Consider the following 26,303-nt stretch of genomic DNA (forward strand, 5'->3'; position numbering starts at 1 on the left):
CTTCTCCTCCTACCCGGCCAGTTCCTCGGCATATCGCCGCGCGAAGATGCCGGGGTCAATCAGCGCTTTATACTCCGAGGCTTGCGACCGTTGCCGCAGCTCCCCGAGATTGCGCAGCGCATAACCGAGTTTATCGCTTAAGTCGGCGATATCTTCCGCTTCAAAGCTTACGCCGAGCCCGTAACGCTCTATGGAATACCCGACCTCGCCATGGCTCGGGCCGACAATGACGATGCCGCGGGCTGCGGCCTCCGTCAGCGGTCCGCTCTGGCCGGAGAACATTCTCCGGTACGGCAGCACTACGATATCGGCTGCTTCAAAATAGCCGGGCACGTCCTCGTCCGGAATAAAGCCGAGTGCCAGCCGGGTTTTGCGCTCCAGGCCGAGCGCCGCAATCCGCCGTTCCAGATCGGCATGGGTGAAGTCCATTTCGCGGCCGGCGATGACGATTTCAAACGGCTGATCCTCCAGCCGGCCGGCCGCCTCCAGCAGCAGGTCAATGCCTTTGTCATACCGCAGGCCGCCGAAGCATAACAGCTGCGGGGGCTTGGCAGCATCACGAATATCCGTTGTTTGCTGAATTTGGTCATGCGCAGTCGCGGACATTAAACCATATTCCGGATGCAGGCTCGGATACACGATCGAGCGCACCCGTTCTTCTCCCACGCCGGCATGATTCAGCACCTGCCACCGCAAATAGTCGCCATGCACGATTAGCTTGCCGATCAAACCCCGCCGGAGAAATAAACCGAGCAGCCGCCGTTTGCTCGCCCGTAGCGGGAACCAGTGCAGCGTGGCCGTCAGCCTGACGCCGCGCAGCAGCGGAAGCAGGAGGAACAGCGGAATGATCAGCGTATCCAGGTACAGCAGATGGAGCGGAATTTGCCGCCGGCGGGCCGCCGCTACCGCCTGGCGCAGCAGCAGGGCGCGCACGAGAATGGACGGCAGCCAGCGGTAATAACGCTTCTCGGCCGGGCGCTGGAAGCCGATGCCCGCCTCGCGCAGCTCGGCCAGACGCTCCTCTTCGCGAAGCGTGGAATAATAGACGACATCGCCGCCTTCGGGCGATTTCCGGAAACTGCGCATGACCGCCGTATTATACTGGAAATGATGGCCGGTATTTTTCAGATCAAAAAAAAGATGTTGCGGTTCGGGCGGCTCATTGGCCGCGTTCCGTCTGGTATTCATGCGCTCGCCCACTCCTTGGACCGGCCCCGCCCAGTACCCGCTTCTCGACGAAATACAGAGAAAACAAGACGAGCGGAATGCCGACAAACTTGCCCCAACCGATGCCGTAAACACCGAATTCGGGAATTAGCACCATAAACAGCGCCACGGTCACCAGCGTGGTGACCAGCGACAATATCGTATTCAACTTGACGTACCCTGTGCCGTTTAAACAATAATAGGGAACTACGCCGAATGCACCCAGGGAGACCGACACTGTGAGCAATTGGAACAGCTTGTAATGGCTCTCGGCAAAGGCCGGGCTGATCCATAGGGACAGAATCGGCTTTGCCAGCAAACAGGCGACGATCCCGGCGAAGAGGACGAAGGACATGGCAATATATAGCGAACGGCGATATGTCCTTCCGATTTCCTGGCGGTCAGCCCCTTGAGATAACGAACTGAACTTAGGCAGCAAATATCCTCCGGCCGCGGCGGGAATTTCGTGGATTTTGACAACCACCTGCATGCAAACCGTGTAGTACCCCAGTACCTTGGGCCCGAGCAGGCCGCCGATAATGAGCTTATCCACCTGGGCGTTAAGCGTGCTGATCAGCATCTGCCCCCAGGAGTAAATGCCGTAATGAAAGAGCCGCTTGAAAGCGCCGCGGTTGAAGGCGGGCCGGAACTTCAAGCCGGGAAGCGTCCGTTGCGTCACGAACATATTGCAGATCGTCAGCAGGACGGTGGAGTAGAACAGGCACTGGATCAGCAGCGTCAAACTGCCGTATACGACCGCAAGAATGGTAAAAGCCACCGATGTGATCAGATTGTAGACGATGTTCACCTTGCTGTTCAGATCGTACCGCTGCTTGGCCATATAGGCGCCTGAAAAAATGCCGTTGATGATGCGGACGCCGATGATGCCGCCCATATAATAGGAGGCGGATAACACCTTCTCCAGACCGTCCGTCTGCATCAGCAGCGGAAAAATCACGGTCCCGAAGCCCAGCAGCAGCAGGCTGATGGCCGCGGACAGCAGAATCGCCAGGAGCAGCGTCACCCGGAAGAGCAAGCCGAAGCTTTCTTCGTCGTCCCGGCATTCGGAGCCAAGCTTGATCAGCGCATTGCCCAGACCGAAATTGGATACGGCCAGCACGTTCAGCACCGACTGTACCAGAATCCACATTCCGTACTGCTCATCTCCCATGTGGTGCAGCAGCAGCGGCGTCGAAATGAATAAGATGACCGGCGTAATACAATACGACAGCAGGCTGTAGACCACATTGTTAAAATCGCGGCTGCGCCGAAGTGTGGCCGCTTTGAGCAGCAACTCGTTCAAACGGCATCAAACCTTTCTTTACCTCCCCGCAAAGCGAGGTTTTGGCTATGCAAAAGGGACGGCAGCGCCGCCCCTCAAGTCCCAACCGTTTCTTTTTCGTTTAATTGACCGCGATCAAGGCATCGTGGTAGCGGATTTCAGCCGCCACGCGCTTCATATCCTCATCCACCATCATGCGGATCAAGTCCCTGAATCCGACATCCAGCTTCCAGCCGAGCTTCTCCTTGGCTTTGGACGGGTCGCCGAGCAGGAGGTCCACCTCGGCCGGACGCACGAACTCGGGGTCAATGACGACATAGTTCTCGTAGTCGAGCCCTGCATAGGAGAACGCGACCTCCAGCAGTTCGCGGACCGTATGCATTTCGCCGGTGGCGATCACGTAATCGTCCGGCGCATCCTGCTGCAGCATCAGCCACATCGCTTTGACGTAATCGCCGGCGAAGCCCCAATCCCGCAGGGAATCGAGATTGCCCATGCGCAGCTCGTTTTGCAGGCCGTGTTTGATGCGGGCTACGGCGTCCGTCACTTTGCGGGTGACGAATTCAAGGCCGCGTCTTGGCGATTCATGGTTGAAGAGAATGCCGGAGCAGGCGAACATGCCAAAGCTCTCCCGGTAGTTGACCGTAATCCAGTGACCGTACACCTTGGCGACGCCGTAAGGGCTGCGCGGGTAGAACGGCGTGCTTTCCTTTTGCGGAGTCTCCACGACCTTGCCGAACATTTCGCTGCTGGAGGCTTGATAGAACTTGGCGGTCGGCTTCACGATCTTGACCGCTTCCAGCATATTCGTGACGGAAACCGCCGTAATCTGGCTCGTCAGAAGCGGCTGCGGCCACGAGGCAGCTACAAAGGACTGCGCGCCGAGATTGTAGACTTCGTCGGGATCGGCAATCCGCACCGCCTCGATCAGCGAAGCGAGGTCGGTCAAATCTCCTGAAATCCAATGAATGAGATCTTTAATCGCATACACATTTTCATAATTGGGCGTGCTTGTTCTGCGGCGCAGCCCATACACCTCATAGCCGATGGACAGCAGATATTCCGCCAGATAAGATCCGTCTTGCCCGGTAATTCCGGTAATCAGCGCTCTTTTCATTAATGTTCTCCCCCGCATCCTTAGTTTTTCACCGTAAAGGTCTGTTTGAAATCGGCATATACCTGGCGCAAGCCGTCTTCCAGCCCGATGCCTGCCCGCCAGCCGAGGCCGGTCAGCTTCGTCACATCCACCAGCTTGCGCGGCGTGCCGTCTGGGACGGCGTCGTTGAACCGGATCTCCCCTTCATATCCGGTTACCTTCCGGATCAGGAGCGCCAGGTCTTTAATGGCGATGTCCTCGCCGACGCCGATGTTCACGATTTCATCGCCTTCGTAATGACGCATGAGGAAGAGACAAGCGTCGGCCAAATCGTCGGCATGCAGGAATTCCCGCCGCGGATTGCCGGTGCCCCACACTTCGACGAACGGGCTGCCCTGCTCTTTGGCTTCATGGAATTTCCGCAGCAGCGCTGGCAGCACATGCGAGGAATACAGGTCGAAATTGTCATTCGGGCCGTAGATGTTCGTCGGCATCACCGAGATGTATTTAGTGCCGTATTGGCGGTTGTACGACTGGCACATCGTAATCCCCGCAATCTTGGCGACCGCATAGGGCGCATTCGTCGGCTCCAGCGCGCCGGTGAGCAGATACTCCTCTTTAAGCGGCTGCGGGGCCAGCTTCGGATAGATGCAGGTGGAGCCGAGGAACAGCAGCTTCTCCACCCGTGCGCGGTAAGCCGCGTCGATAATGTTCGTCTGGATCAGCAGATTGTCGCGGATGAAATCCGCAGGCTGATCGTTGTTGGCTGCGATGCCGCCTACCTTAGCGGCGGCGAGGAATACATAATCAATCTCCTGATCCAGAAAAAAATGGTCTACCTGCCGGCTGTCCCGCAAATCCAGTTCCTTCCGGGAACGAAGCACAAGATTGTGGTACCCTTCTTTCTCCAGCGCGCGGACAATGGCTGAACCGACCAGCCCGCGATGCCCCGCAACATAAATTCTCGAATGACGTTCCATACGCTTCACCCCGGATCATTGATTATTATTAATAAGCGTTGTTCGACCTTACCAGCTGCCAGGCCGTCATGAACATAATCTTGAGGTCCAGCAGCAGCGACCGCTGCTCGATATACATTAAATCCAGCTCCACCATCTGCGCGAAGTCCAGTCCGCTGCGTCCGCTCACCTGCCATAGTCCCGTACAGCCCGGCGTAACGGTGAGGCGCAGGCGGTCATATTCCGAATAACGCTCCACCTCGTGCGGCAAGGAGGGCCGTGGTCCGACAAGCGACATCTCGCCCTTAAGCACGTTGAGCAGCTGCGGCAGCTCGTCGATGCTCGTTCTGCGGATAAACCGTCCCACCCGCGTCACCCGTGGATCGTTGCGCATTTTGAACATCGGGCCGCTGACCTCGTTTTGCGCCAGCAGGCTGGGAAGCAGCGCTTCGGCATTCGAGATCATGGAACGGAATTTGAACATTCGGAAGTGTTTGCCTTCCAGGCCGACTCTGGTCTGGCCGAAAAATACGGAGCCCCGCGGGTCCTCCAGCTTGATCGCCAACGCCAGGATCAGGAAAAGGGGAGACAGCACAATCAGGGCGACTGCGGATGCCGCGATGTCAAAGATCCGTTTGGCAATCAGATAGAGCGTGACCGGTTTGTCTCCCGTCCGCCGGACGGCCGCATAATAGCGGCGCGGATAAAGAGCGGCGTCCTCTTCGCTTTGTCTGGAAGGTATCATTGTTCATTCACCTCTCACTGGATATAGGAGCCGGAAAGTTCTCGCTCAACGATCTCCTGCAGCGCGGTTAACAGTTCCGAATGCAGTTCCGGCCGTTTCAGGGCGAAATCGAGGGTCGTCAGAATAAAACCGAGCTTCTCGCCGACATCATAACGCGTGCCGTGAAAATCATAAGCATACACGCCCTGCTCGGTGTTCAGCTTCTGGATAGCATCGGTCAGCTGGATTTCGCCGCCGGCGCCGATCTCCTGCTGCTCGAGAAATTCGAAGATTTCCGGCGTCAGCACGTAACGGCCCATAATGGCCAGATTTGAAGGCGCCTGGCCTTTCGCAGGTTTTTCCACAAAGCGGTCAACCTCGTACAGCCGGCCTCTCGCGCACAAAGGGTCAACGATCCCATACCTTGTCGTATGTTCGTCGGGAACCGCCTGGACGCCGATAACCGATTTGCCGTGCGCTTCGTATTGCTCGATCAACTGTCTGGTGCATGGGACCTCGCTCTCGACAATATCGTCGCCCAGCAGCACGGCAAACGGCTCGTCGCCGACAAAGCTGCGCGCGCACCAGACGGCGTGGCCCAGTCCCTTCGCTTCCTTCTGGCGGATGTAATGCAGCGTTACATGGGACGAGCGCCGTACCTCATCCAGCAAATCCAGCTTTCCTTTTTCCTGCAGGGTATGCTCCAGCTCGAAGGCAATATCGAAATGATCCTCGATGGCGCGTTTGCCTTTGCCGGTCACGATGATGATATCCTCGATTCCTGCGGCGATCGCCTCTTCTACGATGTACTGGATCGTCGGCTTGTCGACAATCGGAAGCATCTCCTTCGGCATGGCCTTGGTTGCGGGAAGAAACCGAGTTCCGAGCCCTGCCGCCGGAATTATTGCTTTTCTAACTTTGTTCATCCCGGATCACTCCCGTCTCATTATTCAAAATGAACGCATTGACATCTAACGGGGCATCGAACCCCCCCTCACATCACACCCCTGACGATAAACGTCTAAGGCCGCATTGGCCCACAGCATGACCGAGTGCCTCCGGTGATAAAGGTGCGGGAGACATTACCTTTGCAGCTTGGATTCAGCAAATATTTTTCCGGTCCCGGCGGGACGCTTGCCCCGCTTGATGCCGAACCGCTTGTTCATCCCGTGCATATAGTGTACTGAGGTGGACGTCCACCGATTGCAAGAGGACTGGCCCCCTCTATTCATTCCATTCGCATATTGGCACAACTATTTTTCCACAAAGTTATTCATAACGCGAACCATTTGATAAAAAAAATAGCCTTTTCACGGGTGTTTTCATTCCTCACAGCATATGACATTCCAGATGGTTTTAGAATAATTATTCGTTAGGAGTATTTGTCAAAGTAATTATATTCATTTAGAATAACTTTGTAAACAACAATTGCAGTTTTTCAGGAAAAAATATGCGGACGGCGAACCGTCAAACATTTTTCGGGAAAGAGAGTGATGGAGATGCGCAGAACACTGACTTTAGCGCTATGCTTTGCGATGGCCTTTGTGCTGGGTCTGGGACTCCGCTGGAACATGTCGCCGCAGACCGCTTGGAGCGAGGCGGACACGGCAACGCTGGCTGAGACCGCCTTGTCGACGGCCTTTGCTGTCCCAACGTTTAATGTGATGAGTTACGGAGCGGCCGGCAACGGTAAAACGAACGATACGGCGAGCATTGCGAAGGCGGTCAAGGCTGCATACGATGCGGGGGGAGGTACGGTGTATTTTCCCAAGGGCACTTATCTAATCAATGCGATTCATGTTCCGGCGAACATTTCGCTGCTGGGTGCGGGCCGGACCGACTCCGTGCTTCTACGCACCGACAATAAGGAAGAAGCCGCGCTGCGCCTGCTCGGCAACCAGAGCATTCAAGGCATCGGCATCCGCGCGCCGATCGGCTTGACGCCAGGCGGCGACGATATCAACGTGATCGATGTCCGATTCGAATCCAGCATCCAGGGAATTCAAAATGCGGTGACGGTGAACCGGCTTACCGTGATCAACAGCTTGTTCGAGAATTCGGGTTACGGGATACTGTCGAATGTGAACCCCAGCCATGACGTCAAAATTTTAAACAGCCGGTTTGTCAACATCAAGAGCGACGCCATCGAAATCAATGCGGCCAGCACCGACTGGGTCATCGACAACTGCGTATTCGATACGAATACAAGTCCCAGCTCCTGGGCCGGCTTCGGCGTCGGGGTTGCCATGAAAGCCAAAAATATAACAATCAAAAATTCCAGTTTCATCTATACCCGCGGGCAGGCGGTGCATGTCGAGGACTACGCGGAGGTTACTATCATCAATTCCGTCTTCAAAAACAGCGGCTCCGCCAATTATACGGGCAGTCCGCGCGCGGACATCGCCGTATTGTCGAATGCCAAGGTTGCCGTCTACAACAGTAAATTCCTCGCCGCGGACACCGGGTACAGCAAGCTGGCCATCTATAATACCGATCTGCCGGTCGGCGGAACCATCACCGCGTACAATTCCGTCTTCCAGGCCAAAACGGTGAACAAACAGGTCACCACCCTTAATTGTATCTTTGTTCCGTAACTTTAGAACTGACAAAAGATGTTCGTTCATCACAGGTTGTGTTATAATACTGCTAAATATTGATTCAATTCGCATATTTTTTTAACGTTTGAACAGTCAAATGGAGGCATGCAGATGTTTGCGAAACGGCTGAAGCAGCTCAGAAAAACCCGAAAGCTCTCCATGCAGGAGGTTGCGGAAGCGGTAGGCGTCGCCAAGAGTACGTACGCGGGATACGAATCCGGCTATCGTCAGCCTACCCTTGAGAACACGCAGCTGATTGCTCGCAAGCTTCATACCACTTCGGACTACCTGATTGGTCTCACCGACAATCCGGATCCGGTGGAGATGACCAGCAACGCCAGGGAAATATTGAACCAGCATCAGCTTCATTGGGACGGTGTTTTGCTTGAGGAACAGGATCTGGAGCTCGTACGCATGCTGCTGGAGCGTGTTGTCCGCAACCGCATGTCTTCCGGCGCCGAGGAACCCGAATCGGAATAGAACGCTTATTGAAACGGATAAAGGCTGAGAATTGTCTTGCAAAGACAGTTCCCAGCCTTTATTTTTTTGCGCTGCTTGCAAAAGACAACATGCATGTTTTCAGAGGAAAATGCATATATTTCAACATTTCCCCCAATGCCTGCGGCTAAAATGAAATAAAAAACGTCTAAAGAAGTTAAAATCCCCGTTTTCTCACCGACAGGGAGTGACACCCTTTTTCAGCAAGACGTAGTAAAGTTGCTTTAAACCAATACAGCAGCGGGAAAATCTATTCAATCTGCCAAAAAGGAGCTTTGAGTTCATGAGATTGGAATTTTCGGTTCGCAGCCTGCTTAACCGGCTTGGAATGAAGCATGACGGCACGATTGATTTGAAAGAAAGCTTCCTGGCGCTTTACCGTGAGGGACAAATCTCCGAATCCGAGTTCCTTTACGTATGCCGTTGCTTCGACCGAAACCGGAGAGAGCCTTCCCGCGCGTCCCTTTGACTAGTTTTCCCGCGAGTAGACCTGCAGCTCATGGATGGACCAGTAGTTGCCTCCGGCACCCGTCTGCCTGATCCGGATATACCGCGCTTCGACCGCAGTAAACTCGATCCGGGTCAGGCTCAGCTTGCCTTTGCCGGTGGTCAGGAGCCGCCAGTCCTGGGCGTCATCCGATATGTAGACCTCGTATCCGCGCGGATAATCATAGGAAGACAGGGTGTTCTCCAGTTCGATCGCTTCGAAGCTGTGGCGCTGTCCGAGATCCAGCTCGAAGCTTTCGCCGGAGGTTTGGTGCTTCCCTGTGTCCCAGCGCGTGCGGCGGTCGCCGTCGATCGCGTTTGCCGCGCCATCGCCTTGCAGGCTGGCCGTAGCCTTCCATTTCGATCGGTCCAGCGGCACCAGCCCGGTCGCCGTGATTTGGATCTTATCCGACATAACCCCTGAACCCGCCACCCTCACCGCGTACGTGTACAGCGTACCCTCCCGCAGATTTTTGTCCGTGTATTCCGTGTTCTGGATCCCCGACGCGATCAGCTTCAAATCTCCGCCGGTGCCCTCGGCCCGGAGCACTTCATAACTTGCCCCGGGAGCCTCAAGCCAGTTCAGCTTGATGGACATCCCCTTGACGGCGGACGCCTTAAAGCCCTGCGGTGCCGTATCCGGCAGTTCGTCCGACGGCTGCAGAATGTACTGGACGGCTTCGCCCGGCCCCAGCTTCTCCGTGAACTCCAGCACCGGCGAAGCCGCCGCGCCCGAGATATAGCTGCGGGACTGTTCGTACGTATCGCCGGCGCCGAATCGCTCGCCCTCGTAAACCGTCTTCTCGGGCATCGTCACCTTGACGGTGACCGTCTGTGGCGTATTCTCGAAGTTGACGAAGTTGACCAGCACCTTGTTCGAGGTCGCTCCGCTGCCGGCAAGCGGTTGAAGCGTGGAGGTATCTACCGCACGGACATATACTAGCTTGTCGGCCAGTTGAGATCTATTCGTGATCTGGTAGGTCAGCGGCGCGCCGTGCGTCGCATAAGCCAGGCTCAGCCGCCGCATGATGCTGACCCGGGAGTCCTCCCCTTTTTTGGTGTAATAAATCTCGGTTTTCGCCGGATCATGGTCTTCCAGGTTAAAGCCGTATTTGAACAGGCTGAAATTTTTGAAGAACGCCGCATGCTGGACAAACAGATCCGCATAGCCGATATGCCCCCGCATGATCCGGTCGAACACGGCCGAGGTTCGCTCGGCGGCGCCGTATTGATAAGCGTCGACATGGCTGTCCGAGGTGCCGAACTCGGTGGTCAGCATCTTTTTCGGCAAACCGTCCGCGGCTCCGCCGAAGGTCTTCAAATTCTCCGTGAAGCTGCCTCCGTTCGCGAAAATATAAGATTCCCCGTAGGAGTGGCCGTTGGTCAGGTCTGTCACATCCTCCAGCTCCTTGCGCTGCTCGGGGTCGCGCTCCCAGCCGTCCGGATCGCCGCACTGCTTCACGCTCCCCTTCTGGTTGCCGCAGGAATCCTCGCTATAGCTCGGCCAATATGCCCAGCCCGGCGCCACCGTCTGCAGATGAGGGGCGATGGTTTTCCCCTTCTCGTTCAGCCAGTCGGCAATGGCCAGATTCACCGCCTTGGAGCGGTTGAACAGACCAGGCTCGTTGTCGATCTCGTAATATTGAAAATACGGGCCGTATTTCGTAAAATAATCGGTCAGCTTCTTCTGCGCATCCTCCGGCAGCGTGCCATCCGCCTTCAGTTTGATATCGCCGGTGTATAGATACAGGGCGACCGCCTGCATGTTGTAATCCTTCAACACTTTGTAATAATTCTCCATATCGGAGCAGGAGAGTCCGACGTCGCTCGCGCAGCTTGTCCGCATAATGTTGCCGCTGTAGGCAATGCCGAGCCACTTGAGGATATAAGGCAGATGCGAGGTCGCGCCTTCGTCGAAATAAAACTGTTTGTTATTGACCATTGTACCGGTCAACGTATAGCTTCCGTGAATCGGCTCCTTGATTGGGGCGCTCAAGGCCTCCAGGCTGAGATCATCCCAAGTCCACCAGTCATATTGATCCTCCATTTCCGATGAATACAGGCCGCGGACCGAGCGCAGCTTCAGCTCATTGCTGCCGACCTGGAGCTGCTCCTTCGGGATATACAGCTCGTAGCTCTTGCGATAGGTATACGCGCTGCCCGTGCCGGAAACGCCGGCAATCTGAATGATGCCCGAGAGCTGGCGGTTGGAGAATACGCCCATTTGCGGAATCGCCTTGTACGCATCGAGAATGCTGACGCGAAATAAGACCCCGTTCGCCGGGATCTTATCCAGTTTATACGTCAGGCTGAGCGCCGGCTCGGTATCCCCGCGAAGTCCGGAGGGCAGGCTCTTCAGCTCAGCCGCCTTGACGGTGGCTGCAGGGATGCTGAAAGCCGAAACGGCGTCGCGGGAGCCAGCCGCGGCAAACTCCGCCGCAGAGCCGTTATGCTGGCCAAGCTGCCACAGAACGGTGCCGTCCGGCAGCTTCGGGCCGGACTCCGGGGGTGCCGAGAGTTCGGACATGTCCACCTTCACCGTCTCCTTCTGCACTCGCTCGTCGCCGAAGAAAGACACGGACAATAGAATCAAGATAGCGAGTAGTGTGAATTTCAGCAGCAGTTTTACGGGGTTGTTGCTCGGTTTCCTGGTCCTCATTCTGTTGTCCTCGCTTTCTTACGGGATTCAGAAGTCGATGTGGGTCAGCGTAAGCCGGTCAACGCGGCAGGCTTTTGCTTCGGACTTTGCCACATCACCTTCAGGCTGGCATTGCCGCGGTTATCGTAATATTCCACTTTGATGTCGTAGGCTGTTCCCGCCTGGAGCGCGATGCTTCCCTGATGACTGATCCCGCTTTGCTTCTTCCAGCTGTCGATAATTAATCGGCCGCCGACGTAGACGCGCACGCCGTCGTCCGAAGAGGCCGTAAACGTGTAGGTCTCGCTGTAAGCGGGTTTGATGGTTCCCGTCCAGCGCACCGAAAAGGAATCCTTGCCGATCCCCGGCGCCGGTGCGGCCTCATGCCAGTTAAAATCAAGCTTGCTGTCCGTGCGGACCAGAACCGGCTTACCTGAAAGTTCGGCATTACCAAAGTATTGGCCCGTGAAACCGCTTTTTGAAACGCTTCCGCCAATATTTGTTGGCTTTTGCGCATTTTTTTGTTCAAGCGCCTTAGCATAATCCTCGCGGGTTACGGTATAAATGTTGCCCATAAAGCTTTGGATTTGCCGCAGCGTGTTGTTTTCCATCAGCATTTTGCCCCAGGTCATCATATATACCCACTCGCCCTGGGTTTGCGCAAGCACGGATGCATCCGGCAGCTCGCCGCTTTCGCCAATGCCGATCGGCTTGCCGTCCGCCAGGATCAGCAGCTTCTCGTAATACGATTGTTTGAAATCGTTGTTGTAGATGTCCGCGGCCAGAATATCGACCTTGTCGGCACCCGGATAATAAGGCTCGTAGGCATCCGACCATTCATTCGGGGCGTTCGGGTTCCAGACCCAAAGCAGATTGTTCAGCTTATGGGTTACGGTAAGCCGGTTGTACATGATGTTCCAGAGTGCCGCAAAATTGTCCTTATGCCCCCACCAAAACCAGTCGCCGTTCATCTCATGATAAGGCCGCCATAGCACGGGAACGCCTGCGTCGCGCAGCTCCTTCAGATAGTCCGCAATCTCGTCAATGGAGGCAATCAGGCTTTTGTACTGGGGCGTGCCGGGCGTAACATAAGGATCGAACTGCTCCTGGCCGAGCGTCATATGGACATTGGCCCATTCCGGATCGGTCCCCGGAAGATTCTGGTGAAACGTCATGGCGACAATGCCGCCGCTGTCATGCCAGCGGATCGCGCTGTCGACGACAGCCTGGCGCTGCTTGGCGATGGTCGCCTTGGACTGGTTGTTGATCGCGCCAAGCTCATAGCCGTGAAGCACGGCGTATTCACCGCTGGCGTTCTTGAGCTTTCCGCTGTATTCATCGGGGCTCTCCAAATAATCGTGCTGCCCCGACAAAATGCCTTTGCCGCTCAGCTCGGATAAATAACCGAGCAGGTCCGCAGCCTCCTGCGAAGCGTTCGGATTGGCCGGAACCGCGGGCACGGCGACGGGGGTGAAGCTGCGCGTCACGGGAAGGCTGCGGGCCTCGGTCCAGGGCAGCAGCGACAATATAAAGATAATGGGAAGAATCGTCATATATAGCCGGTACTTGCGGTAAATGTTCACTGTAATCTCCTTTCCAGCCTTACTCCGGATGATAGCTATGTAGCCCTGCCGAAAGGCAGGGCCAGGAAGGTTGGATGTTCAAGAAATTAGCGTTTACACGGCTTTCCCGCTAAAGCATGGATCATGAACCGGCGCCGTCAGGAAGCGGAGAGATGAAACAGGGCACTGGCCGGAACCACGCCTTTCGCCTGGCTCGGACTTTGCCACATCATTCGAATGTTGGCGTCGCCCTGATTTTCGTAATACTCCACTTTGATGTCATACAACTGGCCTGCGTTAAGGGCAATGCTGCCGACCCTCTCGGTACCGCTTTGCTTGACCCAGCTGTCGATGACCAGGCTGCCGTTAATCCAGACGCGGATGCCGTCATCCGAAGTCGTGTAAATCTGATAAGTTTCACTGTATGAAGGTTTAATCTTTCCGGTCCAGCGCACCGTAAAGAAGTCGATGCCGATGGCCGCATCCGGGCTGCCCTGTCGCCAGTTGAAGTCAATGGCGCTGTCATTGCGGACCAGTGCCGGCGTGCCGGCCAGCGTCGCATTATTGAAATACTCCGCCTTCAGGCCGCTGATGAGCGGGGTCGGGGTCGGGGTCGGCGCGACTGTCGGTGCCGGCGTTGGTGTTGGTGTTGGTGTCGGTACTACTGTAGGTGCTGCTGTCGGTACCGGCGTTGGCGTAGCCGTCGGCACTGGCGCGGCGGTTGCCGCAGGCGCCGGGGTCGATACGGCTGCGGCCAGCGTAGTCATCAATGCCGATGAGACCGTCGCGTTGGCAGCGCCGGTGAACAAGGCGCTGGAAGGTACAACCGCCTTGGCTTGGCTAGGGCTTTGCCACATCAGGCTGATCCGCGCATCGCCGGCATTTTCGTAATATTCCACCTTAATGTCATATAACTGGCCCGCAGTGAGCGCAATGCTCCCCACCCGTTCCGTTCCGCTTTGCTTTACCCAGCTGTCGATGACGGAGACGCCGTTAACCCAGACGCGGATCCCGTCATCGGACGATGTAATGATCTGATAGGTTTCGCTGTATTGCGGTTTGATCTTCCCGGTAAAGCGGATCGAGAAAGAGTCGATGCCGAGCGCGCTGGCCGGGGCAGCCTGCCGCCAGTTGTAGTTGACCTGCGCGTCTGTTCGCACGAGTGCCGGCGTGCCGGACAACGTCATATTGTTGAAATATTCGCCCTTCAGACCGTTCTCCACCGTAACGGCAGCCGGCGCGGACACCGGCGTGGGCGTTGCAGTTGGTGCCGGGGTCGGCGTCGCAGTTGGCGTCGCGGTTGGTGTCGGCGTAGCCGTCGGCGTCGCTGCTGGGGCAACATAGTTTTTGTATTCATCCAGCGTCAGCGAATAGCTGTCGCCCATAAAGCTCTTGATCGTATCGTTGGTGTTGTTCTCGTACAGCATTTTCCCCCAGGTCATCATGTATACCCAGTTGCGCTGGGACAGCTGCAGCTTCGCGGTGCTCGGCATCTCGCCGTTCTCGCCGATGGCGATCGGCTTACCCGCCGCCAGGGCGTACAGGCTGTCGTAATACTTGTTCATATAATCGTTGTTATAAATATCTGCGGCGAGAATATCGACCTTGTCGGCTCCAGGGTACGTACCGGCATAAGGATCGCACCAGGTGTTCGGCGCATTCGGATTCCACACCCACAGCAGGTTGTTCAATTTATGATAATTCACAAAACGGTCGTACATGATGTTCCAAAGCTGCGCAAAATTGCTCTTTTTGCCCCACCAGAACCAGTCGCCGTTCATTTCGTGGTACGGTCTCCACAAGACGGGAACACCGGCGTCGCGCAGCGTTTTGAGCGAAACCGCCACCTTGTCGAGATCGGCAATCAGCTTATTGTATTCGGTCGTGCCCGGCGTAACGTATTTGTTGAAGTCGGCCTGGCTGAGCGATTTTTGCACATTGGACCAGTCGTACGTCGTTCCCGGCAAATTTTCATGGAACGTCATCACGACAATGCCGCCGTTTTTGCTCCAGTTGATTGCGCTGTTTACCACATTCATGCGCTGCGTCGCCGCCGTGCTTTCCGATTGGCCGCTGATCACGCCCAGTTCGTAGCCGTGGAGAGCCGCAAATGTGCCGCTGGTTCCTTTAAGCTTGTTCATGAACTCGTCCGGACTTTCCAAATAATCGTGTTGGCCTGTAACGATGCCATTGCCGGATATCGAGTACAATTTGGCAAGCAGTTTGACGGCTTCGGGCGAGGCGTCCGGATTAACCGGAGCCGCCTGAGCGGATGCTGCGTGGACGGTGACCGATGCCGCTCCAAATCCGAGCGGAATGGCCGTCAGTAAAACGGCAAGCGACAATACGGCGGACAGCAGACGAGACTTGCGGTAAGTTTTCAAAATGATCTTCCTTTCGGTAGCCAGGCTGCCACTCTTTCGAAGGCCCTATAGCTTTGCGTCCCTACCTTTCGATAGGTTTGCCCTTTTCGTATTTTGGAAGGTTTTTCCCTCTTACCGTAAGTATCGTCTCTATTTTGTTATTTTTTAGAGCAAAATTGGTAATTTTCGAATAAATAGTCCGTTATACCTGTTTTAAATGTGTCTAAATTGGTTAAATAGATAATTTGGCATTTATAACGCCTTTTTTTCAGTTTGCCTTCAAGAGATAAACTGATGCAGTGTAATGTCTTCCCAATCCAGCGTAATCCGGATATTGTCTTCTTCCACCAGCTCGGAGCCGGTCTGCACTTCGATAAACTCGACGTCGGTCAGCGCCAGAATCGCATGTTTGGTTCCTTCAGGAATACGCACCACATCGCCCGCTTTCACGTGATGCATTTTTTCGTTGAGCACGATGCTCGCTTCCCCGCTGACAAAGGTCCAGATCTCGCTGCGCTTGTGGTGCATCTGGTAGCTGATGTTTTTGCCTTCCCCGATAAAAATCCGCTTGGTCAGCACTTCGTTGCCCTCGTCATATTTCACATAATCAATGACCTTGTAATGTCCCCAGCGGCGCTCTTCGTACATCGGGCGCTGGTCGAACGACTTCAGCACTTCCTTGATGCGCGGGCTTTCCGCTTTATGGGTGACCAAAATCCCGTCCGGACTGGCGGCAATGATCAGATCCTTGGCCCCGATGACCGTGACCGGAATGTCCAGCTCGTTGATCAGGCAGGTACCCTCGGAATCCTCGGTGACTACGCCTTTGCCGACCTGGCTTTTGTTCATTTCTTCGGTCAGCGTGTTCCAGGTGCCGAGATCCTTCCAGAAGCCGGCATACGGCTGGACGACGATGTTCTCTTCCTTCTCGACGACCTCGTAATCGAAGCTGATCGAAGCAAGCAGCTTGTACTGCTTTTGCAGCTCTTCGTAATTCAGCGGCAGCCCTTTGCGCTGCAAAATATCGAGCAGATAGCCAAGCCGGAAAGCGAATACGCCGCAGTTCCACAGCGCTTTGCGCTCCATCAGCTGCTCCGCTTGGGCGCGGCCCGGCTTCTCCTGAAAATGGCTGACCTGCATATATCCGCCCTCGGCAGCCTCATCCGTGGTCGGAATGATGTACCCGTATTTCTCGGAAGGATATTCCGGCACGACGCCCATCAGCGCCAGATTGGCTCCGCTTTCCTCCATCGTCGTTTCCAGCTTCGCCACCGTATCGAAGAACGCTGCTTCCACGTAAGGATCGACCGGCAAAATCGCCACCGTCTCCTTCGGCGACACGCCGGCAACCGAATACAGATAGGCCGCCGTTAGCGCGATGGCCGGGAACGTATCCCGGCGCTCCGGCTCAACAATAATCGGAACGGCGCCGCCGAGCTGGCTTTGAATCATCTCCACCTGTCCGCGTCCGGTCGCCAGATACGACGAATCGGCCATACCGGCTTCCTGCAACTGGCGCCATACCCGCTGCACCATGGACTCCGGCTCGCCTGCGGGACTTTCCAGCACCTTCAGGAATTGCTTGGAGCGTGAATCGTTCGAGAGCGGCCAGAGCCGCTTGCCGGAGCCGCCAGAAAGTAGTACCAGTTTCATACGTGAACCCTCCTCAATTTTGGGTGTTTAGGATATCGGCCGGGCTTATGCGCCGGGAGCCGGAGAAAACAAAGGTTGAGCACACCAAGAACAAGAATCCGGATCGGGCAATCTTGAAGAGCGGATTGTCTTGACCGGGAGGCCAAGGAGGCAAATGAACGGAAAAATCGTCCCGCTATGGCTCCATCTGCGGCTCGGCTGCGAATTAGTGGGATTTCGTCCCTCTAATTGCACTGTCGCCGACTCTGTGGGAGATTAGCGGGATGTTCTCCCACTAATTGCTCTCACGTTCCCGATTCGCAGATCGGGATGTGAAGCGGCACCAACCACTCCGCCTCCGCTTACACCGCGCCGGCGACGCTCGGCGAATACCCGCTCAGCCCGCCCATCTGCGGGCGGCCGACGGAATGGTACTCCAGCCCGGTGCCTTCGATCTGGGCCTTCGTGTATACGTTGCGGCCGTCGATCAGCACCTGGCGGCGCATCGTCCCCGCAAGCCGGTGCAGGTCGATCTCCTTGAACACGCTCCAGTCGGTTAGCAGGCACACCGCGTCGCTGCCTTCCGCCGCCTCTTCCGGCAGCCCGCACCAGCGGAGCTGCGGGTGATCGTATTGCTTGCGGAAGTTGTCCGCCGCAATCGGATCGTACAGTTTCACCGTCGCCCCTTCGGCGACGAGCGTCTCGACGATCTCCCGTGCCGGAGCCTCGCGGACGTCGTCCGTGTTCGGCTTGAAGGCCAGACCCCAGATGCCGATCACCGCGCCGCGCAGATCGCCGAGCGATTCATGCAGCTTGGCGATGATCATGAACCGCTGATCCTTATTCACCTCTACGACCGATTTCAGCAGCTTGAACTCGTAATCGACGTTGCCGGCGATCTGGATCAGCGCATTGGTGTCTTTCGGGAAGCAGGAGCCGCCGTAACCGATGCCGGCCTGCAGGAAGGTGGAACCGATCCGCCGGTCCATTCCCATGCCTGCCGCCACTTCGGTCACATCGGCTCCCACTTTTTCGCAGATATTGGCGATTTCGTTGATGAACGAGATTTTGGTGGCCAAAAACGCGTTCGACGCGTATTTGATCATCTCCGCGCTGCGGATGTCGGTCACGACGATGTTGTCTGTAAACCCTTGGTGAAGCTGGCGCATCGTCTCCTCCAGCCGCGGGTTGTCGATGCCGATGACGATGCGGTCGGGATGGAGCGTATCGCGGATCGCCGAACCTTCACGCAGGAATTCCGGAGCGGACACGATGTCGAAGGGATGGGAAGTGTGCGCGGAGATGATGCTGCGGATTTTTTCGTTCGTCCCGACGGGGACGGTGGATTTGGTCATGATGATTTTATAGCCTTCCATCGCTTCGGCGATTTCCGTCGCCGCCCCTTCGATGTACCGGAGATCGGCTTCACCGCCCGGCAAGGAAGGCGTACCGACGGCAAGAATAACGATATCCGAGCGCCGCACCGACTCTTTAAGATCGGCGGAGAAGGACAGCCTGCCCTCGCGCAGGTTCAGCTCGATCAGCGCCTCGATGCCCGGCTCATAGATCGGAGACTCCATGCGGTTGAGTTTATTGATTTTCTCCTCATCCTTATCGACGCAAATGACATGGTTTCCGTTCAGCGTGAAGCACACGCCGGAGACCAGACCGACATATCCCGTTCCGATGACTGCCAGCTTCATACTCTCATCCTCCCTTTAGAAAATTGACATAGGCTTGTTCCACGTATTGCTTGAACTGAACCATAAACGCCTGTTCATCGAACTTGCGCGCATGGCCCATGATTTTACCGATATCCCATGCATAGGACTCCACTTCGTGGATCGCCTTCAGCAAATCATCAACTTCCTGGTTGCGGAAGAACACGCCGTTGACATAGGGAACGATCGTATCCAGCGCCCCGCCTGCCTGATAAGCAATGACGGGTCTGCCTGCGGCATTCGCCTCCAGCGGCGTAATGCCGAAATCCTCTTCCCCGGGAAAAATAAAGGCCCGGCAATGCGACATCAGCCCGGTGACTTCTTCATCATCCAGCCGTCCGAGGAACGAAACATTGTCTTTGGCCATCCCCTCCAGCCGCTTGCGGTCGGGTCCGTCGCCGACGATGTACAACTTCAGCCCGTTGCGGTTGAACGCTTCGACGGCAAGGTCGATCCGCTTATAGGACACCAGCCGGGAGACGATCAGATAATAATCCCCGATGGTGGAAGAGCTGGTGAACCGCGCCGTATTGATCGGCGGAAAAATCACATCGGCATCCCGGTGGTAATAATTCCGGATCCGCGTCTTGACGACGGAAGAGTTGGCGACAAACTGGTTTACATTTTTGGAGGTGCGCTGATCCCAGGTCTTGAGCTGCTGGATGTAAAGCTTCAGCACTCTTTTGAACAGGCCGGAATTGGATTGCCGCTCCATGTAAGTGTCATAATCCCAGGCAAACCGCATGGGCGTATGGCAGTAACACAAGTGAAAGGTGGCCTCGGGAACCTGTATGCTTTTCATAAAAGCGCTGCTCGAGCTCAGGACGATATCATATCCGCTGAAATCCAGGTCACGGATCGCCACGGGATACAGCGGCAGCACCCCTTTGAAATTCGACTTCACGCCCGGGATTTTCTGCAGCCATGAAGCCCTGATGTCGGCATCCTTGAGATTGTCGGTCAGGCGGCTCCCGTTAAACACGGTAGTGAAGATCGGAGCATCCGGGTACATATGGTGAAATACCTCCACCACCCGTTCTGCCCCGCCCATCTGAATCAAATAATCGTGCGCTATCGCAATTTTCATGTGAATCATCCTCAACGTTTTATGGAGCAGCATCGTCAGCGCGGACGCTGGAAGGGACTATCGCCTGACCGCGGAATTCATCGGCTGAACCGGGAGCTCAGCTGGTTGCCTGCAGCCCTTTGTAGTAATTGACGATATCCTTGACCGTGTTCTCGATGACAAAATGCTCTTTCACCCGCTTTATTCCGTTCTCCGCCATCTTCCTGCGTTCTTCGGGATGATTCAGCATCCAGAGAATCGCTTCCGCCAGCAAGGCAGGTTTGCCGGGCTCGATCAAAAGGCCCGTTTCGCCCGGAACGACAATCTCCACCGGCCCTCCTTCATTGGAGGCAATCACCGGCAAGCCGGCCGCCATGCCTTCGACGATGACCTGGCCGAACGGCTCCGGCGTAATCGATGTATGGATCAGCAAATCCGCCTGGCCCATCAGCCCCTGAATATCCTCCACATGGCCAAGGAGGCTGACATTGTCTAGCCGTTCCCGGGCTATCGTATCCTGAAGCTGCTGCTTGTACGCCTCTTCTCCGAACAAGGCATCGCCGGCCAGCCAGAATTTCACCTTCGGGTTATCTTTAAAAGCCTTTGCCGCCTCCAGCACGATATGCTGGCCTTTCCATTCGGCGAGGCGACCGACCAGCAGTACATTGAAAGCGCCGGAATCCCGCCCGGCAATTCCGTCCCCGATCGCTTTGGCGAAAGCCGAATAGACAACGAGCGTTTTTTTGCTCCGCGGCAGCTCCAGCGCGTTCAGCGTCGAATGGGAATTGGCGATCACGCCGTTCGGGAGCAGCCGGGACAGCAGCCGGATCGCCTTGGCGACAACCGGCTTCAAGTACGGCGCGCCGATATGGTCGCGGATATGCCAAATCAGCGGCACACCGGCTGTCTTGGCGGCCACCGCTCCGTAAAAGGCCGATTTCAGCGAATTCGTGTGCACGAAATCCACTTTTTCCTGCTTAAGCAGCGGAGCAAGCTTGCGGCCGTAAGACAGCAGCCTTACCGCAGCGGCGGGCGCGCCGAGATTGACGGTGTTTCTGCCGCGGTTGCGGATGCTGTCGTCCAGCGGCACGATTCTTACGTCGATGCCCCGCTCCCGCAGCCGGTCGGCCAGCGCCCCTTCTTCGGCCAGTATGACCAGCGGCTGAATCTGGCTTCCGATATGGGTCAAAATATTGAAGAGGGCGACTTCTCCCCCGCTCCATCTTGCGGTGTGATCAATATAAGCGACTTTCATCATACCGCCGCAACCCCCTTTCCCAGCACATCGAGGAAGACTGATTCCACCTGATCGGCGACATGCTCCCAGGTATATTTTTTTAGCACATGGTTACGGCACTCTTCCCTGCTTGGAAGCAGCTTGCGGTTGCCCAGCATATGAATCATGCCTTCGGCCATATCGCCGGAATCTGCACTTTTGAACAGCAGCTCCGGATGGAAATTTTGCAGGATTTCCTTATTGCCTCCCACAGGCGTCGCCATGACCGGCAGGCCGGACGACAACGCCTCGACGGTAATCAGCCCGAAGCCCTCCAGCGCCTGCGACGGAACGACGAACATGTCGGCGGCCTGGTAATACGAGGCAAGGTCCTGATCGGGAATATAGCCGAGCAGCCTTACCTTGTTGCCGAGCCCGTAATCGGCGATTTTCTCCTCCAGCTCGCCGCGCAGCGGACCTTTGCCGCCGATCAGCAGAATCGCGTTCGGAAAACGCTCGCTGACCTGGCGCCAGGCGTCGAGCAACTGGATCAGGCCCATGCGGTTCATCAAGCGCCGGACCGTGAGCACCGTCGTCGCCCCTTCCGGCAAATTCAGCGTCCGCCGGACGGCCAGGCGGTTCGCTGCCGGAACAAAACGTTCCACGTTGGCCGCTCCGGGAATGACGCTGATCTTGTGCAGCGGCACGCCGTGCAGGTCATGCAGCATGTCGCGGAAATATTCGCTCAGGACGATAAACCGGTCCGCCAGCTTATACGCCCGGCGCTCAATCGATTTGGCGATCGTCGTCTTCACGCGGTGTTTGATGCCCGCGCCTTCGATCCGCATCTCCTCGTTCCAAGGACCGTGAAAGGTCATGATGACGGGAATGCCGCGCTTCTTCGCCTCCAGTGCCGGCCCGATGCCGTAAGGCGCGAAGTGGGTGTACAGCAGATCGATGCGTCCGCTGCCGCTGCCCATCAGTTCGGCCGCCTTGCGCTGGAAAGCCTCCTTGCGCTTCCAGATCGATTCCTTCGGATCGCCGGCATTGTGGATAATCAGCTCCTTCGGCACCGAAGGCGTCTCCTGGCTGCAGATCAGCGCCTGTACCTGATTGCGCGTCGCGAGCTGCTCGCATACGGATTTGAAATAGGTGTTCAGCCCGCCGGGCTGCAGGGATGGCCAGCTGAGTCCCGTCGTCATTATGTTGAGCCCGTCACTGAACGGCATAGCCTCTCTCCCCCTTGCTTTCCTTCTCGGCCGGGACCGCCGCGTTCTCGCGCGTCGCCTTGCCGGACTTGACCAGTTCGTAATGCTTGAAGCCGACCATGAATTCATACATCACCCAGAATACGGATACCGCGAAGCCGGACATGCCTTTCTTGAACAATCCCTGCACCACATATTTCTGCACAAACCGCGCCGGCGGCCGCACCAGCAACCGGCTCAGCTTAAACGGCTTGCCGCTGGCATAGGCGGTCTGCGCTTCCAGATCGGTGTACTTGTTGAAGCGGGCCACATGGTCATTGATGCTGCGGAAGCCATGATGCCAAAGCACGCCGTTCAGGCGGACCATCCGTTCCTCTTCAACGTCGGGCATCTCGTGTACCAGGGAATTGCGGATTCCGTAAGCCTTGCGGTTGTACAGCCGCACGAGATATTCGCCCTTATCCAGCCATCTGCCGAGAAAATCGCCGATCCGGTACAGCGAATATGCCGTCGTCCGGTCGGTGAGCCCGGGTTTGCGCTGCAGGATATCCTCGGCCAGCTCCTCGCTGACCACTTCATCGGTATCAATCAGGAAGACCCAGTCATGGACGGCGCGTTCGACGCCGAACTCCCTTTGTTTGGCATATCCGGGCCATGGATTGACGAATACCCGGCAACCCAGGCTTTCGGCGAGCCGCACCGTCCCATCTTTGCTTCCTCCGTCGATCACGACCACCTCGTCGGCAAAACGCCGGCAGGACGCGATGGCTTTGGCGATGCGGACTTCGTCATCCTGGGCGATAATTACCACCGAGATCGGATAGCTTCCCGGGCCGCCAAGCACGCCTTTCACTGAATCCATGAAGGTTTCCTCCTTTGACTGTGGGGTTGGACAGTGGGTGTCGTCGCTGCGGGAAGATTTGGGCTTCCGATCGCTGTTGTTTTCCGATTTCCCTATCCATATCTGCCATCGGCAGAAATCGGAAAACAAAGGCGACCACATTCGTTTCTCCAGCTCCAAACTTCCTCTCCGCTCCTAGCTCACTGTCGCTTGATTTATACCGGCATCGTCCGGCGGAACCGCTCCGGAAACGGATGTCGTTCCCTACGCTACTTCCGCCTTCTGCATCCGCAAAAGTGCGAACTCGGAACAATGCTTTATTGTGTATCTCCCGCCGGTTTCTTGCGGATATAAGAATTCATTGTCGTCTTCATCCACTGAATGTCCTCGCCGCTGACGATCATCCGCGGCAGCTTGACTTTCAGGTTAAAGCGGATATTGAGAATGATGAACAGGAAGCGCAGCACCCCGGATGAGAGCATTGCGATTCCGGCGCCGATCAGTCCGAACTTCGGCACCATTACGAAGAGCAGCGGGATCACCAGCAGTAATCCTACGCCCTGCAGGATGGAGACGAATTTCGGTTTGCCGAGCGCCATGAACACCTGCGCCAGGATCATCGTTCCGCCGCTGATCGTTACTTCCAGCAGCAGGAGCCGGAACACATGCAGCGCCGTGTTGAACTCCTTCCCGTACAGCAGCGGGATGACCAGCGGCGCGGCCAGCATCAGCAGCAGCGAAGCCAGCAGCGTGCAGGTTGTGCTGATGCGGAAGGCCTTAAAGGTAAGGCTTACCGCTTCGTCCTTCGTCAGCTCCGACGCTTTCGGGAACAGCACCACCGTGATCGAGGTGGAGAAGAAGTTCACCATCCGCGACAGGCTGACCGCTACGGCGTAAAGGCCCAGATCCGCTGGCCGCAGCAGGCCGGCAATGATGATCTGGTCGATGTAGTAAGAGAACTGCCCGAGCAGATCGTTCCCGTAAGAGCCGAGACCGTAGGTGAACAGCCGTTTGAAGTTCTGGGAAGCATTCCTCAGCTTGACCTTGTACGTCCGCAGCAGCGAGACCGTCATGCCGATAAACAGCGGTACCGAAGGCAGGAGATATGCCATTGCCGTGGTATACGGATTGATGGAATCCGTCACGATGAGCAGGCCGATCAGCGCCAGCGTCAGCAATGGAATCAAATAGCGCATCAGATTGAAGGTCCGGTAGTCGCCGCGGAACTGGAAGGCCGCGTTATTGACCTGGGAGATGACAATCAGCGGACAGAGCAGCATCGACCACTGGGCAAAAGCCACAACGCTTTCGCTGAAGGAATTCAGCCAGTATGGCAGGACCACAATGCCGATCGTCATGGCCAGAAGTCCGAAGCCGACGGCGATCAGCAAGGCCATCCGGTACAGCGCGCCGGCCTCTTGCGGATTTTTCTTGGCGTTGTAGATCAGCGCCGAAGGAATGCCGAAGCTAAGGCTGAAGGCGAGAAACTGCGACCAGTTGACCATCGCTGTCTGTTCGCCGCGGCCGGACGGTCCGAGATAACGCGCGGTCAGCACGCCGGTCAGCATGTTCACCAGCAGGATCAGGACGCTGACGAACATTGTTTTTACAGCAGCCGAGCTGTTGTCCTTGCTCTTGGTAAAGCTCCGCAGCATGGACCAGAGCGAGGCCGCGGGCGGGGTGGTTTTAACGTTCAACTGCTGCATCGGTGTTTCCCTTCTTTCTGCTATCCATAATCTCTTTTGCCCCAAGTCCCAGCCCCACCAGCATCCAGATCAGGTACCCGCGCAGGCCGGGGAACCCGTTATCGGAAATGAGGCTGACGACCGCTCCGGTCCAGGTGGCCAGAGCCAACCGTGCGTACGGCTGAAGCGGGCCTTTGCGCAGCACCTTCCCGGCAATCTGCTTCGCCACGGCTCCCAGCGCCAGGAAGAACAGCAGTCCTCCGAGGATCCCGAAGGTCAGCAACAGGGCAATGAACCCGTTGTCCATGACCCCGTATTCTCCCAGCTCTCCGCCGTTGCCGAGCTTCGTGCCCTGGCCGACGCTGCCGATCCCCTGCCCTACAGGGTTGGCCGCCACCGTCGGCAGCATGTTCTGCCACAGGCTGAGCCGCTCATTGTAGGAGTGATCCTCCTGCACGGAGGTCAGTGTCTCCATCCGCGCGACCAGCCCTTCCGCGCCCGGGAGCTTCGGCACGATCCAGAAAAGCGCCGCGGCGACGATGCCGAGCTGGATCAGCGCCTTCCATTTGCCCTTGCCGGAGGAAGAGCCGATGTACACCAGCAACATGACCAGCAGGACCAGCCAGGAGGTGCGGACCAGCGTAGTCAGGAGGCATACTACGACGAGCAGGACGCCAAACCAGCTGAGCGTACCCCGCCATTTTTTCTCCAGAATCATCGGCACCAGCGCGTAGACTAGGAAGTTGGCCGCCGGCCCCGGCGAATTCAGGCTGGAGAACACGCGGATTTCCAGGGGATACGGCGTTCCGATAGACATCATGTCCGCATTCCGCATCCAGAACGCGTCCCAGGGCGGAACGGTCAAATACTGGATGAGCCCGTAAACGGAGACCAGCACCGCCAGATTGGCGTAGGTGTACAGCAGCCGGTCGATATCCTTCGGCGTAAAACGCGTGACCGCGAAGAACGGCAGCAGCAGCAAAGGGACGAGGTAGTTCGCCAAATCGTAAACCGTGCCCATTCCATTCTTCATCAGGCCGATCAGTGAGCCGTATCCCAGCGCCGCCGCGAACCAGAGGAGAATCCGCGAGGATGTTTTTTGCATGCGGTGGATTTCCTTCAGCACGGGAATCGCCAGCGTCAATCCGGTGAGCAGCGGCGCCAGGCTGAGCAGGGAGACCGAGTGGTATTCATTCGCACTCCAGTCGGCGATCCGCCGCAGCTCCGGGGCTACCGCCCAGACCAGCAGGGTGTAGGCGACGAGGGCTTTCGGTCTCAGAATCGCCAGAATCAGCGCCGGGAAAAGAATCCCTGCCAATATCGCACCGTGCAGACTGTCCGTCGCGCTGAGCTTGGCGCTGGCAAAACCGATCACCAGCGGCAGCGCCAGTACGGCTGCGCTTATGCCGGCGAGCATCCCCGCCGATTTTACGTTTTCTGCGCTCGGCAGTGTCAGTCCGCCTTCCTCCCGGCCCATCATCTTCATCATTCCACCCTCCCGTCACCACTCATTGCGCCAGGCT

20 protein-coding genes and 1 riboswitch are annotated in these 26,303 nt (G+C 56.7%); of the genes, 3 read left to right on the plus strand and 17 right to left on the minus strand.

Annotation, left to right across the window (positions count from 1 at the left end):
* Positions 1–9: 9 nt before the first annotated feature.
* The 6 genes from BMW84_RS14050 to galU form a co-directional block, all read right to left on the minus strand.
* Entirely contained in the window at positions 10–1,188 is a 1,179-nt protein-coding gene (locus tag BMW84_RS14050; protein WP_091069461.1) for a glycosyltransferase family 4 protein, read from the minus strand.
* Positions 1,160–2,509 carry a lipopolysaccharide biosynthesis protein gene (locus tag BMW84_RS14055; RefSeq protein WP_091069462.1) on the minus strand — a complete coding sequence of 450 codons (1,350 nt, stop codon included), beginning with the start codon at positions 2,507–2,509 and terminating at the stop codon, positions 1,160–1,162. Before BMW84_RS14055 ends, BMW84_RS14050 begins: the two co-directional genes overlap by 29 nt.
* Positions 2,510–2,609: 100 nt before the next feature.
* The gene (gene gmd / locus BMW84_RS14060; protein WP_091069464.1) at positions 2,610–3,605 is read right to left on the minus strand and encodes a GDP-mannose 4,6-dehydratase; all 996 of its coding nucleotides are present in this window, start codon (positions 3,603–3,605) and stop codon (positions 2,610–2,612) included.
* A gap of 20 nt (positions 3,606–3,625) precedes the next feature.
* On the minus strand, positions 3,626–4,564 hold the full coding sequence (locus BMW84_RS14065) for a GDP-L-fucose synthase family protein (RefSeq protein ID WP_091069465.1): 939 nt from the start codon (positions 4,562–4,564) through the stop codon (positions 3,626–3,628).
* A 28-nt stretch (positions 4,565–4,592) separates the two neighbouring features.
* Positions 4,593–5,288, minus strand: a complete 696-nt coding sequence (locus BMW84_RS14070) for a sugar transferase (RefSeq protein ID WP_091069467.1) — start codon at positions 5,286–5,288, stop codon at positions 4,593–4,595.
* Positions 5,289–5,302: 14 nt separating this feature from the next.
* Complete coding sequence (galU, locus tag BMW84_RS14075; protein ID WP_091069468.1) at positions 5,303–6,193, minus strand: UTP--glucose-1-phosphate uridylyltransferase GalU; 891 nt, start codon at positions 6,191–6,193, stop codon at positions 5,303–5,305.
* Between the two features lie 573 nt (positions 6,194–6,766).
* Here galU and BMW84_RS14080 point away from each other — a divergent pair.
* The 3 genes from BMW84_RS14080 (at position 6,767) to BMW84_RS14090 (ending at position 8,831) form a co-directional block, all read left to right on the plus strand.
* Positions 6,767–7,861: a glycosyl hydrolase family 28-related protein gene (locus BMW84_RS14080; RefSeq protein ID WP_175498816.1), complete on the plus strand. Its 1,095-nt coding sequence runs from the start codon at positions 6,767–6,769 to the stop codon at positions 7,859–7,861.
* Between the two features lie 114 nt (positions 7,862–7,975).
* Positions 7,976–8,344: a helix-turn-helix domain-containing protein gene (locus BMW84_RS14085; RefSeq protein ID WP_091069472.1), complete on the plus strand. Its 369-nt coding sequence runs from the start codon at positions 7,976–7,978 to the stop codon at positions 8,342–8,344.
* A 301-nt stretch (positions 8,345–8,645) separates the two neighbouring features.
* Positions 8,646–8,831: a hypothetical protein gene (locus BMW84_RS14090; protein WP_091069473.1), complete on the plus strand. Its 186-nt coding sequence runs from the start codon at positions 8,646–8,648 to the stop codon at positions 8,829–8,831.
* Here the strand turns inward: BMW84_RS14090 and BMW84_RS14095 are convergent, their stop codons facing one another.
* The 11 genes from BMW84_RS14095 to BMW84_RS14155 all read right to left on the minus strand — a co-directional run bounded on the left by BMW84_RS14095 (position 8,832) and on the right by BMW84_RS14155 (position 26,197).
* Positions 8,832–11,375, minus strand: coding sequence for a discoidin domain-containing protein (locus BMW84_RS14095; protein ID WP_254773003.1), 2,544 nt, complete (start codon positions 11,373–11,375; stop codon positions 8,832–8,834).
* A gap of 176 nt (positions 11,376–11,551) precedes the next feature.
* Positions 11,552–13,069, minus strand: a complete 1,518-nt coding sequence (locus BMW84_RS14100; RefSeq protein WP_254772986.1) for a glycosyl hydrolase — start codon at positions 13,067–13,069, stop codon at positions 11,552–11,554.
* 137 nt (positions 13,070–13,206) lie between these two features.
* On the minus strand, positions 13,207–15,432 hold the full coding sequence (locus BMW84_RS14115) for a PA14 domain-containing protein (protein ID WP_254772987.1): 2,226 nt from the start codon (positions 15,430–15,432) through the stop codon (positions 13,207–13,209).
* Positions 15,433–15,444: 12 nt separating this feature from the next.
* A riboswitch (cyclic di-GMP riboswitch) is annotated at positions 15,445–15,524 on the minus strand.
* A gap of 166 nt (positions 15,525–15,690) precedes the next feature.
* The gene (locus tag BMW84_RS14120) at positions 15,691–17,064 is read right to left on the minus strand and encodes a sugar phosphate nucleotidyltransferase (RefSeq protein ID WP_091069475.1); all 1,374 of its coding nucleotides are present in this window, start codon (positions 17,062–17,064) and stop codon (positions 15,691–15,693) included.
* 341 nt (positions 17,065–17,405) lie between these two features.
* Positions 17,406–18,746: a UDP-glucose dehydrogenase family protein gene (locus BMW84_RS14125; RefSeq protein ID WP_091069477.1), complete on the minus strand. Its 1,341-nt coding sequence runs from the start codon at positions 18,744–18,746 to the stop codon at positions 17,406–17,408.
* Between the two features lie 4 nt (positions 18,747–18,750).
* Complete coding sequence (locus BMW84_RS14130) at positions 18,751–19,851, minus strand: glycosyltransferase (RefSeq protein ID WP_091069478.1); 1,101 nt, start codon at positions 19,849–19,851, stop codon at positions 18,751–18,753.
* A 97-nt stretch (positions 19,852–19,948) separates the two neighbouring features.
* The gene (locus tag BMW84_RS14135) at positions 19,949–21,088 is read right to left on the minus strand and encodes a glycosyltransferase family 4 protein (protein WP_091069480.1); all 1,140 of its coding nucleotides are present in this window, start codon (positions 21,086–21,088) and stop codon (positions 19,949–19,951) included.
* The gene (locus BMW84_RS14140) at positions 21,085–22,275 is read right to left on the minus strand and encodes a glycosyltransferase family 4 protein (RefSeq protein ID WP_091069482.1); all 1,191 of its coding nucleotides are present in this window, start codon (positions 22,273–22,275) and stop codon (positions 21,085–21,087) included. The genes BMW84_RS14135 and BMW84_RS14140 overlap by 4 nt, the downstream gene beginning before the upstream one ends.
* Complete coding sequence (locus tag BMW84_RS14145) at positions 22,262–23,116, minus strand: glycosyltransferase family 2 protein (protein WP_091069483.1); 855 nt, start codon at positions 23,114–23,116, stop codon at positions 22,262–22,264. Before BMW84_RS14145 ends, BMW84_RS14140 begins: the two co-directional genes overlap by 14 nt.
* Before the next feature lie 296 nt (positions 23,117–23,412).
* The gene (locus BMW84_RS14150; protein ID WP_091069485.1) at positions 23,413–24,801 is read right to left on the minus strand and encodes a lipopolysaccharide biosynthesis protein; all 1,389 of its coding nucleotides are present in this window, start codon (positions 24,799–24,801) and stop codon (positions 23,413–23,415) included.
* Positions 24,782–26,197, minus strand: coding sequence for an O-antigen ligase family protein (locus tag BMW84_RS14155; protein ID WP_368086720.1), 1,416 nt, complete (start codon positions 26,195–26,197; stop codon positions 24,782–24,784). The genes BMW84_RS14150 and BMW84_RS14155 overlap by 20 nt, the downstream gene beginning before the upstream one ends.
* Between the last annotated feature and the right edge of the window lie 106 nt (positions 26,198–26,303).

Source organism: Paenibacillus sp. NFR01 (genome assembly GCF_900111565.1).
In the GTDB taxonomy this organism is placed as follows: Bacteria; Bacillota; Bacilli; order Paenibacillales; family Paenibacillaceae; genus Paenibacillus_AQ.